Here is a 12710-nt window from a genome sequence, read left to right as displayed (position 1 = left end):
CCTGCGCCCTGCAGATACCGCCACTGCCGGCCATCACACGTGCCGGCAGTGCACGAAAGTCCCCAGCCGGGCAGCGAATTCCAGGCAGTCCGGCCTGGTCATCAGATCCAATTTCGACTCACGAGGAGTCCTGTCATGAGTGATGTACCTGCCGCCTATCAAGCCAGCAAAGGTTCGATTCTGGACGTCGATCGCGACTTCTACGACAGCCTCACCGAAGGCAAGGCTGAGCGCACCCTGGTCGCGACCCATACCGTGCCGCTGCGCGATGGCCTGGCGTGGGAAGTGCCGGCGGGCCACGTGCTGCGCATCAAGATCACCGAGGGTTCACAGGTCGGCGATTTCAACATGTGGAATCTGCACAACCCGCGTGAGCGCATGTGGGCGTCTCGCACCCGCCAGCTGCAGCGCGCGCATGTCAGCACCTATGATCGCCTGTGGTCCACACTGCCCTACCTGCGCCCGATGGCGACCATCATCGATGACACCCTCGCCGACTATGGCGTCGATGCAGAAGGCGGTCGCGTGCATGACCTGCTGGGCACGCGCTGCGACCCCTACGTCAATCGCCTGCTGACCGGCGAGGACTTCGATCACCACTGCCATTCCAATCTGGTGCGCGCAGTGGAGCCCTGGGGCCTGACCGAATTCGATATCCACGATGTGCTCAACATCTTCCAGTGCACCGGCCTCAACAATGAAGACAAGTACTTCATGAAGGCCTGCCCGGCACGCAAGGGCGATTACCTGGAGTTCTTCGCCGAGACGGACCTGCTGTGCGCGATGTCCTGCTGCCCGGGTGGCGATCTGTCAGTGGACCTGTGGGGCCCTGATGCGCGTGACCCGCTCGAGACCTGTAACCCGCTCGGTGTCGAGATCTATCGACTGGAAGGCGACGTGCTCGCGGGCTGGGAGTCGCCCAAGGTCGCGGCTTACGCTGGTAACCACGGCCGCCAGCACCCCACCACCGACTGGGCCGCCATCAAGCGTGAGCGCTGCTGCTGATGCGACTTTTGACACGCTGATCGCCTTTAGCGGGTACTGATGTAACAAAGCCCCCTGCCGAGACTCTCGACAGGGGGCTTTGCCTTTCATGTACGGACATCGCCGCCTCACCCTCGGCTTGTCTGCTCATACAAACGGCGATGTTCGGCGTGCAGCGATGTCCAGAGCGGCGCCATGCGGGCAATCAGGCGAGGATCAAACTGCTTGCCGGATTCCTCGCTGAACAATCCGACCAAACGCTTCAGGGACCAGCCCGGCTTGTAGGCGCGCGGCGAGGCCAGGGCATCGAAGACATCCATCATCGCGGCTACCTGACAATGCAGTGGCAAGGCACCCCCGGTGGACCCGGCAGGATACCCTTGGCCATTCCAGCCCTCGTGGTGGGTGATCGCCACCAGGCTAGCCAGCGCTCTCAGGGGGCCGCGCAGCGTAAACAGCAGGCGCCCGCCGTGACTGGCATGATCGCGCATCGTGACGCGCTCCTCATCACTGAGCGCACGCGGGGCATTCAGAAGCTCCGTCGAGATGCCGACCTTGCCGATATCATGCAGCAAGGCCGCACTATGCAGGTCATGCAGTGGCACCTTGCGCTGACCGGACGGCAACAGCCTTGCGTAGAGAAATACCGTCAGCCCCGCCACCCGCCAGGAATGCGCCAGGGTATCGCCATGATGACGATGAAGGAGGCGCGCCAAGGCCAGAACTCCGGGTTCGAGCGTCTTCGCCCCGGGGGGCGGCTTGAAGAGGTAATCCGGCAAGGGGGCATCACCGGCGGGCGCGAATCGCGTCGCGCACAGGGCATGTTTCATGGGGTCTCCCTGTTCAATCTGCCTATCAAGGGTCGTGAGTCATCAGGGGGCGCATGATCGATGCACCAGATAGGATCGCATCAGCCCGGAATGACGAACGCCTATTTGTCGTTCGTTTTTTAGATTTGTGTTTCACATCCGTCTCGCAAGCTCGGGCCTTCATATCCGCTTCGAAGACCAGCTCTTCCAAGACCCTGCACCTGCTAAAAAGGACTTGCTAAAAAGGGCTTGATAGAAAGCACGCGATAAAAAGTACCTGGTGAATATTAGGCGATAATAATGACGTGTCTCAATGTTTCCTTCATCAAATCTTTACCTTATTCGTATTGCAGCAATGACGCATACCGCGCTCAGAGACGCGCACATATCATCTCGCGAACCATTCCAGCAGATGCTCGATCAAGCGCACCGTGCGCAGCGGACGATGGCGCTCACGATGATAGATCAATGACAACGGCACATCCGCCGGCTGCCAGTCACTCAGCAACTCCTGCAGCTCTCCTCTCGCGATGGCTGATTCACAGTAGAGCCTGGGCACGCGAATGATGCCATTGCCGGCGATGGCACCACTGACCAGCACATGCCCGTTGCGGCACTCAAGCTGGCCACCCACGTCCACCTGCAACTCGCGAGGCTCTGCGCCGCGTGCGGTGAAGGACCAGCGCGAGACCGAGCCGACCAGGCAGCGGTGATCCACCAGCTCGCCGGGCGTGTCTGGCGCGCCATGGCGAGCGAGATAGTCGGGGCTGGCCACCACCACGTAGGGCAATGTCATCAACGGACGCGCGATGAAGTCGGCATCCTCGAGGGCGCCCATGCGCAGCGCGATATCGAAATCATCACGAATCAGGTTCACGCGATGACTGCTGAAATCCAGCTCCACCTGCACTTGCGGCCAGGTCTGCATGAAGGCATGCACAGCGGGTGCCAGCAGCCGCTCGCCTATCGGCCCGCCGACGCTATTGATGCGCAGCCTCCCACGCATGGCGTTGCGCTCCTCACGCACCAGCGTCACGATCTGGGTGATGTCACCCAACGCACTGCGACACTGGGCATGCAGCAGATGGCCGCTCTCGGTGAGTCGCAACGAGCGTGTCGAGCGCTGCATCAGCGACACGCCCAGTGCCTGTTCAAGCGCAGTCACCTGTTTGGAGACCTGCGACCGCGACACGCCCAACTGCTCGGCGGCGCGGGTGAAGCTGCCATGATCCGCCGTCATGACGAAGGCACGAATATCGGCCAGAGGAAGCGATTCGAGCATGGGGCTCTCCAGGCAGGTTGGATGTCGAGAGGGAACACAGAGGCAGGCACGCCAAGACACTCAATCGAAGATACTCGACCGAAGACACGTAATTGAAGACATACGATCGAAGACATGCGATCGAAGACAGTCAGTCACGGAGCATCATGCCAGCAGTCTACCAGCCGCATCGACGTCTTCTGTCACAAGGTCTTCAAGACGACAAATGGCGCGTGAAGATCCTTGGCGTTAGATAACGCATACAAAAAGGGGCGCTGATGAGCGCCCCTTTTTATTTCTAGATCACCAGTCTATTTCTAGATCACCAGTCTATTACCAGATCACCAGTCTATGATCAGGTCACCAGATCACCCGACTTCCGAAACTGGCTTATATCGTCTGTCTTGCCTGTCTGGATGCCGTGACTGTCTATATGTCGTGACTGTCTATATGCCTTGACTATCCTGGCATCTAGCCACCCCTGGCGAGTCAGCCTGCCAGAGGGGGCCGCATTACCAGCCGACGCTGGCTGACAGGGTGATTTCCATCGGGTCACCCACCAGCACGCGGGTATCGCCGCCGCTGCCGTAGTAGTAGCCAGTATCGAACAGGTTCTTCGCATTCAGCTTGAATTCGGTGTCCGGGCCGAAGAAGTCATGACGCCAGCCGACGAAGGCATCTGCCACGGTGTAGGCGTCCATCGAGAAGCTGTTGTCGTCATCGCCTTCACGCTCACCGACATAGCGCACGCCACCGCCGACACGCCACTCGCCGTAGGACGGATCGATCGCCAGGTCATGTGCCAGATAGAGGCTGGCCGCATTGAGCGCCGCATTCGGCAGACGATTGCCCTCGGTGCCTTCGGTATCCTCCAGCACTTCGGTATCGGTGTAGGCGTAGCTGAACAGCAAGGAAGTGCGGTCCGTCAGGGCCCCTTCGAGGCTGAATTCCAGGCCTTGCGAGCCGGCTTCACCGATGGTGCGAGTCACACCATTGTCAGTGACTGCGACGTTTTCCTTGCGGATCTGGTAGAGCGCCACGGAGGTCGCCAGACGCGGATTCCACTGACGCTTGTAGCCGATCTCGTAGCCCTTGCCGAGCTCGGGGTCGAGGCTCTCGCCGCTGTCACTGTCGCTGCCGTTCGGCACGAAGGATTCGCTGTAGCTGATGTAGGCGGAGCTGGCATCGTCGATGCGATAGAGCAGATTCGCGGAGGGCAGGAACAGGTCGTCGCTGTAATCGGGCTCAGACACGAAGTCCTCGCCCTGCCCGCTCTGCTGATCGAACCAGGTGTAGCGCCCGCCAAGGCCCAGAATCCACTTGTCGGTCAGATACCAGCGGTCGCTGACATAGACCCCGATGGCCTGGGTCTCGTCGAGACGATTGCTGCGCGAGGTATTGATGTCGTCGGAGGTCACCTGGGCCAGCTGGCCGTGGTTCACGTTGGTGACGGTGGAAACCGTGACGGAATCGCCGAAATAGCGCTCATCCAGATAGTCGCGAGTGGTCTCGTAGTCCGCCCCGATGACCAGCCGGTGACGCTGGCCCGCGATCTCGACATCGCCCATGGCGTCCAGCGCCGTGTAGTGCTCGCTGCGATCATAGCCCTGGTTCTCTTCGGCGCGCACGGTCACATCGCCGCTGTCGCTGACGTCGGTGACATTGGCGCGTGCATCGCTGTACTGGCGACGCGTCCAGCCGTAGGTCAGCTTCATGTCCCAGTTGTCGGTGACTTCCTGCTTCCACCAGGCATTGACGGACTCGTCATGGCCATAGACGCGGTTCCAGGTTTCATCGAAACGCGTGCCACGCGTGACGTTGGCGGCGCTGCCGTTGTAGAAGACGGTGCCACGGTCGATATCCAGCTCGTAATCCTGGTACTCGTAGCTGATCTGGGCACTACTGTGCTCGCCTTCCCAACGCAGTGACGGGGCGATGGTGGTGCGACGGTCATTGCCGTACTCGCGCCAGGAGTCTTCATCTTCATGCGAGAGGATGAAGCGATAGGCCAGGCCGGTATCCTCGATGGGGCCGGTGGTGTCCAGGGTGGTATTGCCACCGCCGAAGGAGCTGACCTCGCCACTGATCTCGGTATGCGTCTCGTACTGCGGACGCTTGGTGACCATGTTGATCACGCCGCCGGGGTTCTGCTGGCCCTGAAAGAGCGATGACGGCCCCTTGAGCACCTCGACGCGGTCCACGGTCGCCGTGGTGTAGGTACGGCGCGGCTGACGGATGCCATCGATCAGCATCGAGCCATCACTGTTGCTGCCGAAGCCTCGCTTGACGAAGCCGTCTTCGGTGCCCCCCAGGGTGTTGCCCAGCTGGATACCCGCGACCGGCTGCAGCGCCTCTTCCAGATCATCCAGATTGAAATCATGCATGACCTGCTGGGTCACGACATTGATGGTGCGCGCCTGCTCGAGGAAGTCCACCGATTGCTTGTTGGCCAGGCTCGAGGCCTCGGCGCGATAGCTGCCCGGCGCCACTTCGCCTTCACGCTCTCCGGTTACCACGATCACCGAATTCGCGACTGGCGACTCGCTTGAGGTGGCGCCCTCTGCCGCCAGCGAAGTGGCCGGCAATGCCATCAGGCTGAAGATCAGGCAGGAGAAATGTCCCTTGTTCGTGCTTGCAGCGCTATCCCGAGAATGATTTGGCACCTGAAAACCCTTTGTACGCGATGCGACAGCGTCCTGCTGAACCACACCTTTCATCCGCTCGATGAGCAGAAAGTGGCCATGACTGACGCCCCCCGCGCCAGTAAATGAATCGCGAATGCTAATCTTTATCAAATGCTACCGCAACGAAAAATGCGTGATTTTTCCGCGGAATCACCTGGGATTTGCCTTATTTAACGCTCAGCAAACCTCTATTTGCGTAATTGTACTGACATCGTACCGTCACACGCGCAATGCGCGACGTCAGGACATGGCAGCAACGACACAAGGCTTGGGAAACGCCGCATTGACACAGGGAGAATGATCGCTCTACCCTGCACAGGTAGAACGAACACTCTCCTTCGTTGATTCGACCATGGCACCGACATGATTCAGCACGATATCGCCGCACGCCTGGAGACGCTCTTCAGCCAGCGCGGCTTCGCAGAACCGAGTGTTGCCGAGCTCAAGGCAGCGTCAGACGTGAGTCTGCGCACCCTCTATCGCCACTTCCCCTCCAAGGAGAGCATGGTGATCGGTGCGCTTCAGCATCGCCACGAGCGCTATATGGCCTTCCTCGAAGAGGGAGTGCCCGAGGATGGCGCTGCGGCGCTCAGCCACCTCTACCATCGGCTGGGCCATTGGATGGCGTTCGAGGCGCCCAATGGCTGCATGTCGGTCAATGCCCTGGCGGCCTTTCCCGACAACCCGCAGGTGCGCGAGGCCGTCAACCGCCACAAGCACGAGACTCTCGAGTGGCTCGGCCAACGCAGCCGCCGCCCAGACCTCGCCACCGAGCTGTTCCTGATCCATGAAGGCGCCTCCTCCGCCTGGCTGGTGCTGGGCGAGAAGGCCATCGAGGCCGCACTTTCCACCACACTGACCCTACTGGGAGCACCCCACCGATGAGCTCACTTGCCACAAGCAAAGACAGCATGCACGGCGTCTACCTGACCGGCCATGGCGGCCCGGAAGTGCTGGAAGTGCGTGACGACATTCCTCGCCCGACTCCCGGCCCGCGTGACGTGCTGGTGCGGGTCGGCGCGGCTGGCGTCAACAATACCGACCTCAACACGCGGCTGGCCTGGTACTCCAAGGGCGATGGCGAGGCAGAGGATGCCAGCTGGTCCGGGCAGCCGATCCATTTCCCGCGCATCCAGGGGGCCGATATCTGCGGCGAGATCGTCGCGGTCGGCTCAGACGTCAGCCAGGCGCGCCTCGGCGAGCGTGTGCTGATCGAGCCCTGCCTGAGGGAGCACGACGGCCAGGCGCTGGAGTCCGCCTGGTATATCGGCGCCGAATGCGATGGCGGCTTTGCCGAATACACCCGGGTGGCGGCGCGCCATGCCCTGCGCGTCGAGAGCTCACTCAGCGATGTGGAACTCGCCTCCTTCCCCTGCTCCTACTCCACCGCCGAGAACATGCTGACCCGCGCACAGCTTGCCAAGGGCGAGCGCGTGTTGATCACCGGCGCCTCCGGTGGGGTCGGCTCCGCGGCCGTCCAGCTCGCCAAGGCCCGTGGTGCCCATGTGATTGCCGTGACCAGCGCGGCCAAGGCCGATGCCCTGCGCGATCTCGGAGCCGATGACATCGTGCTGCGCGATCAGCCTCTCGACGAGGCGCTCAACGGCCAGAGTGTCGAGGTGGTCATCGATCTGGTGGGCGGCCCGCAATGGCCGCAACTGCTGGATATCCTGGGCTACAAGGGGCGCTACGCCGTCGCGGGCGCCATCGGTGGCGAGATGGTGGAACTCGACCTGCGCACGCTGTACTTGAAGGACTTGAGCTTCTTCGGCTGCACGGTGCTGGAACCGGAGGTCTTCCCCAATCTCGTGCGCCATATCGAGCAAGGCAACATCAAGCCGCTGGTCGCTGACACCTTCGCGCTGGCCGAGATAGCCACCGCCCAGGAGGTCTTCCAGCAGAAAGGCCACGTGGGCAAGGTCGTGCTCAAGGTCCGCCAAGACTGAAAGCGCCCTGCCCGCGCGACCGGCCAGAACGCAAAAGGGCTACCCGATGGGTAGCCCTTGTTGTGACTGAACGCTCATTGCTCGACGGGCATTGCTTGACGGTCACTGCCTGACAACAAGACAGCCAGACAAGCGTCGCGATAATCAGTCGCTACGCTTGTCTTCGGTGTTGGTCTCGAAGTCAATCGCCGAGTGGCGCTCGATCAGCTGCTCCTGCGGCTCTCCCCAGAAACGATTGACCATGCGACCCCGCTTGACCGCCGGGCGTTCGGCAATCGACTTGGCCCAGCGCTGCACGTGCGTGTAGTCCTGCACGGAGAGGAACTCGGCAGCCTCATAGAGCTTGCCTTCGACAAGTGCGCCATACCAGGCATAGATGGCGATATCCGCGATGCTGTATTCGTCACCGGCGATATAGGCGTTGTCGGCCAGCTGACGATCAAGCACGTCCAGTTGACGCTTGGTCTCCATCGCGAAGCGGTTGATCGGGTACTCGAGCTTCTCCGGGGCGTAGGCATAGAAGTGGCCAAAACCACCGCCCAGGTACGGCGCAGAGCCCATCTGCCAGAACAGCCAGTTCATGACTTCGACACGCTTGGCGGGGTCCTTGGGGATCAAGGCGCCGAACTTCTCGGCCAGATGCAGCAGGATGGAGCCAGATTCGAACACGCGAACCGGCGTCTCGCCGCTTCTGTCCATCAGCGCGGGGATCTTGGAATTGGGATTGATCGCGACGAAATCACTGCCGAACTGATCGCCCTCGCCAATACGGATCGGCCAGGCATCGTATTCCGCACCGCTATGCCCGAGCGCCAGCAGCTCCTCGAACATGATGGTGACCTTCACGCCGTTGGGTGTCGCCATGGAGTAGAGCTGGAAGGGATGCTCGCCGACCGGCAGCTCCTTGTCATGCGTCGGGCCCGCGATCGGCCGATTGGTACTGGCGAACTTGCCGCCACTCTCGCTTTCCCATGTCCAGACCTTGGGTGGCTGATAACTGTCGCTCATACCCTTGACTCCTTGGCATCCTGTTGAAGCTTCAAGACTGACGCTTCAAGACTTCGGTGGCGTCAGACACGTCGGCGTGGCGCCGCTCTGACTCGGTAGACAAGTTATGACGGTAAGGCGCTCGTGACACAAGGGGATGAAATGACAAGATTTTGTTGCTAGTATGCCACCAGTTTTTGGGGAGTAGCCCGCTCTCGTCACCCAACGAGAGTCTCGGATGTCAACATAGTCGGCAGGCATTGCCGTGGCACCGAGGACCCACCTATCCGATCATGCCCGTGATCAGTCAGGACGAGGTTCGGCGAGACCAATGACAGTCAGACGCTTCCGGCCGGTGGTGTCTTTCTGTTATTGACTCGCAACCGGCCTGGAACATCCTGACTCATGCCTCTGCTACCGACATTTCTGCTCGCCTTCTCCATGTCCTGCGACGCCTTTGCTGCCGCTCTGTGCAAGGGAGCCGCCATACGTCGTCCCTCTCTGAAAGACGCCCTGCGCATCGGCCTCATCTTCGGGGTCATCGAAGCCATCACGCCCGTGATCGGCTGGCTGATCGGTCGCTCACTGGCCGTCTACGTCGAACAGTGGGACCACTGGATCGCCTTCGCCCTGCTGCTGCTGCTCGGTCTGCACATGATTCATGAGGGGCTTTCCAAGGACGAGGAAGATGAGGACTGCACCACCCCGCAGTCGTTGCCCCGCCTGATGTTGACCGGCCTGTCCACCAGTATCGATGCCATGGCCGTGGGTGCCGGGCTTGCCTTTGCGGGCGTGAACATCGTCACCACTGCGCTGGCGATCGGCACCGCCACTTTCGTGATGGCCACCACCGGCGTGATGCTGGGCGGTGTGCTGGGCAAGATGGTCGGCAAGCGCGCGGAAATCATCGGTGGCCTGGTGCTGATCGGCATCGGCACGACCATCCTGCTCGATCACACCGGCTACCTGGGTTGATCCTCTGCTGAAAAGCGCCCTGAACGGCCCCGTGGCGGCCCCTGGCGATGGACGCACCCACGCGTTGCGCCAAGGGCCCCCTTGAAAACCCTGACAATGGCGTCATTCAAGGGGGACACATGGCGTATCCTGTCGCTGGTCATTCAAGGCGCTTGATTTCTGAGATACGTGATATCCCAGACACGTGATATCAAAGACACTCGATATCTAAGACACGTAATATCCGACACGTGATATCCGCCGCCTGATCAGCTGTGACTTGAAAGCCAACGCCGTGATCTTCAAAAGGGAGCCAGATTGCATGTATACACGCAAGCTTCATCCAGGCAGTGAATTCCCGGCCGTCCAGGTCAAACGCAGCGACGGTGAGGCACTGACCCTCGGCAAGCCCCAGGGCGAGCATGACTGGCAGCTGGTCGTGGTCTATCGCGGCAAGCATTGCCCGATCTGCACCAAGTTTCTCAACAAGCTGGAGAGCTATCGCGAGCGCTTCAGCGCCCAGGGCGTCGATCTGGTCGCCGTGTCTGCCGATGATGAGCAGCAGCTCACGCAGCATCGCGAGTCGCTGGAGGTCAACTTCCCGCTCGCGTATGGGCTGACCCTCGAACAGATGCAATCGCTGGGACTGTTCATCTCGACGCCGCGCAGCGCAAAGGAAACCGATCACGACTTCCCGGAGCCTGCCTTCTTCATCGTCAATGGCGAAGGCAAGATCCAGATTCAGGAAATCGCCAACGCGCCCTTCGTGCGCCCTGATCTGGATACCCTCATGGGTGGCATCGAGTTCATCCGCAAGCCGGATAACGACTACCCGATTCGCGGCACCCGCGATTACGACTGAATCCTTCAGGGTTCACGCCGTCACACAGACGCCCCGCAGCCTCGTGCTGCGGGGCGTCTGTATATCTGGGCCTGTTGCTTGCCACCTGGCCTTCACCTCGCCCGCTTTGCGCTTTTGGTCTCTTTTCATGACGCCGCTGATAAGCGCTGAAAACAGGCCATGAATAACCCACGAAAAAAAATGTGATCTCGTGACATCCAGACGAGAAAGGCCAGCGTTATGAACAGTGCAAGGGAGACAACGACACACCTGCAACCGCTAGCTGAACCTTATCTGTCTACGGAGTCGTCAAGATGAAAACAATCGCCTGTATCTCTGGTATTTTCGCTGCCCTCGCATTGAGCCCGCTGGCTCAAGCCATGGAGGTTCCCGAGAGCGTCACGGTGCCAAAAGGCAATGAAGTCGCCATGGAAACCGTCGGTGTCGGCAAGATCAAATGGGCCTGCGAAGCCAAGGACGATGGCACCATGGGCTGGGTCTTCAAGGGCCCGGATGCCGCGCTGAATGATGCCGATGGCAAGCAGGTCGGCAAATACTATGGTCCGCCCGCCACCTGGGAATCCATGGATGGCTCCAAGATCACCGGTACACAGCTGGCGGTAGAGCCCAACGGCAAGGGCAATATTCCGCTGCAGCTGGTCGAGGCCAACCCGGCCGAAGGTGAAGGGCATATGCAGGGCGTCACCTATGTCCAGCGCCTCAATACCCAGGGCGGTGCCGCACCTGACATGGCCTGCGATGAAGCCCACAAGGACAAGGTCGAAATCGTGATGTACCAGGCCGATTACCTGTTCTACAAGGCCATGTAAGCTCAAGCCTTGAATAAAATGGATTCACCACTCGATGTCGTGTACAAAGCGCATTGACACAGGGAAGGTGCGATCATGAAAAGCCCCGACATGCATAGGCATGTCGGGGCTTTGTCGTCATCAATCCCGGCGGGGAAATGATGATTCATAATGGAGCTCAATCAGCAACGCGCAGGCGATAACAGAAGTGCTAACAGAGAAGGTCAGGAAGGCCATCACGAAGATAGTCAGCCTCCTATTTCGGTGCAAAAGCCGTGAGTTTGTTTCCCCGCCCCGTGAACCGATCTCTGAGCCGATAAGTTGCCGTCAGACCAGCGCCAGCATCGTATAGGGCGCTTCACAGGAGTGGCGCTCATCGCGTTCATCCACGCTGCCCAGCTCATGGTTGCGATCATTGTCATAGACCACGAACAGCCGTTCGCGATCCAGTACCGCAAGCCCTTCCGCCTTGTGCTCGAACTCCAGCACGCGACCATCCTCATGCGTCACCAGCGTAGGGGGCTTGCCTGCATGGAAGTCGGCCAGCGACAGCACCCACAGATAGCCCCCGATCACCTCTTCACTGCCCTGCTCGGTCTCGAAGCTGGTCACCAGATAGAGGCGTGCGTGATAGGGATCATATTCCAGGCTCGAAAGACCACACTCGTGATTCACGCCCTCATATTCGGCGGGGTCAAACGCATAGACGTCGTGAAGGTCCTCGATGAACTCGATATTGTCACTGTCGGTCATCGCATAGCGCGCCCCGATGACGCGACGCACGTACGCGAAGTCATCATGCGAGTTGCCTTGTTCGCGCACCCCGAACAGGATCAGCCCATCGCCCTTGTCACTCGGCACGACCGCCAGACCTTCGATCTTGTAGTACGGCTGGCCAATGGCCGCTTCCAGCTTCTGACGAAATTCCAGTGAGCCCTCGACCCCGTCACGCGGGTCCGGGTCGACCACCTGCACCTTGTCCGGCTCACCCAGCGGCCAGATCAACAGGTGGTTGTAGGCATTCAGGGCATGACTCTCGCTGTCGATGCGATCAAACCCGGTGGTTGCCAACATGTGACGGCCATCGGTGGTCAGCGCGAAGTCTTCATACTTGACCGCCTGACGGATCAACGGCGTGGTCAGATACTCAAGCTGACTGTCATCCGGTCCTCGAGAATCCAGTGGCAAGGAGAAGACCGCCGAGCGTCCCTCGCCCGGAATCGGCTTGTCACTCGCCATCAACAGACGCTCGCCGTCATAGGCCACGGCGGAAATCTCCGCGTTCACCAGCTTGCCATCCTCATCCTTCAAGCCGGCCGGAAAACAATGGATCGTGCCCTGTTGCGTGATACGTACCTTCGCCATGCATGGCTCCTTGAAATGAAACGTCATGACAGTGGGACAGGCCATGCGGGATTGAGTTCGGGACAATGCA

11 protein-coding genes are annotated in these 12710 nt (G+C 60.3%); 6 read left to right on the top strand and 5 right to left on the bottom strand.

Annotated elements, in window-relative coordinates; genetic code table 11:
• The first annotated feature begins 135 nt into the window (after positions 1-135).
• Positions 136-1005, top strand: coding sequence for an urea carboxylase-associated family protein (locus AOG28_RS08280; protein WP_054556025.1), 870 nt, complete (start codon positions 136-138; stop codon positions 1003-1005).
• Between the two features lie 107 nt (positions 1006-1112).
• On the opposite strand, the gene AOG28_RS08275 is transcribed toward AOG28_RS08280, so the two are convergent.
• The 3 genes from AOG28_RS08275 to AOG28_RS08265 form a co-directional block, all read right to left on the bottom strand.
• Positions 1113-1814 carry an HD-GYP domain-containing protein gene (locus AOG28_RS08275; protein WP_054556024.1) on the bottom strand — a complete coding sequence of 234 codons (702 nt, stop codon included), beginning with the start codon at positions 1812-1814 and terminating at the stop codon, positions 1113-1115.
• A 367-nt stretch (positions 1815-2181) separates the two neighbouring features.
• Positions 2182-3075, bottom strand: a complete 894-nt coding sequence (locus tag AOG28_RS08270; protein ID WP_054556023.1) for a LysR family transcriptional regulator — start codon at positions 3073-3075, stop codon at positions 2182-2184.
• A gap of 491 nt (positions 3076-3566) precedes the next feature.
• Entirely contained in the window at positions 3567-5717 is a 2151-nt protein-coding gene (locus tag AOG28_RS08265; protein ID WP_235506993.1) for a TonB-dependent siderophore receptor, read from the bottom strand.
• 384 nt (positions 5718-6101) lie between these two features.
• Between AOG28_RS08265 and AOG28_RS08260 the strand changes: the two genes are divergently transcribed.
• Positions 6102-6623: a TetR/AcrR family transcriptional regulator gene (locus AOG28_RS08260; RefSeq protein WP_054556021.1), complete on the top strand. Its 522-nt coding sequence runs from the start codon at positions 6102-6104 to the stop codon at positions 6621-6623.
• A 26-nt stretch (positions 6624-6649) separates the two neighbouring features.
• Positions 6650-7684: an alcohol dehydrogenase family protein gene (locus AOG28_RS08255; RefSeq protein WP_235506992.1), complete on the top strand. Its 1035-nt coding sequence runs from the start codon at positions 6650-6652 to the stop codon at positions 7682-7684.
• 144 nt (positions 7685-7828) lie between these two features.
• Here AOG28_RS08255 and yghU read toward each other — a convergent pair whose 3' ends face one another.
• Complete coding sequence (gene yghU / locus AOG28_RS08250) at positions 7829-8692, bottom strand: glutathione-dependent disulfide-bond oxidoreductase (RefSeq protein ID WP_054556019.1); 864 nt, start codon at positions 8690-8692, stop codon at positions 7829-7831.
• A 384-nt stretch (positions 8693-9076) separates the two neighbouring features.
• Between yghU and AOG28_RS08245 the strand changes: the two genes are divergently transcribed.
• The 3 genes from AOG28_RS08245 to AOG28_RS08235 all read left to right on the top strand — a co-directional run bounded on the left by AOG28_RS08245 (position 9077) and on the right by AOG28_RS08235 (position 11296).
• The gene (locus AOG28_RS08245) at positions 9077-9646 is read left to right on the top strand and encodes a manganese efflux pump MntP (protein ID WP_054556018.1); all 570 of its coding nucleotides are present in this window, start codon (positions 9077-9079) and stop codon (positions 9644-9646) included.
• A gap of 301 nt (positions 9647-9947) precedes the next feature.
• Positions 9948-10487: a redoxin domain-containing protein gene (locus AOG28_RS08240; protein WP_054556017.1), complete on the top strand. Its 540-nt coding sequence runs from the start codon at positions 9948-9950 to the stop codon at positions 10485-10487.
• A gap of 293 nt (positions 10488-10780) precedes the next feature.
• Positions 10781-11296 (top strand): DUF3455 domain-containing protein, encoded by a 516-nt coding sequence (locus AOG28_RS08235; RefSeq protein WP_054556016.1) that lies wholly within the window; start codon positions 10781-10783, stop codon positions 11294-11296.
• A 306-nt stretch (positions 11297-11602) separates the two neighbouring features.
• Here AOG28_RS08235 and AOG28_RS08230 read toward each other — a convergent pair whose 3' ends face one another.
• Entirely contained in the window at positions 11603-12640 is a 1038-nt protein-coding gene (locus AOG28_RS08230; RefSeq protein ID WP_054556015.1) for a hypothetical protein, read from the bottom strand.
• Positions 12641-12710 lie beyond the last annotated feature (70 nt).

Origin of the sequence: Cobetia sp. UCD-24C (genome assembly GCF_001306765.1) — a bacterium.
Lineage (GTDB): Bacteria > Pseudomonadota > Gammaproteobacteria > Pseudomonadales > Halomonadaceae > Cobetia > Cobetia amphilecti.
This window is presented reverse-complemented; position numbering and strand designations above follow the sequence as displayed.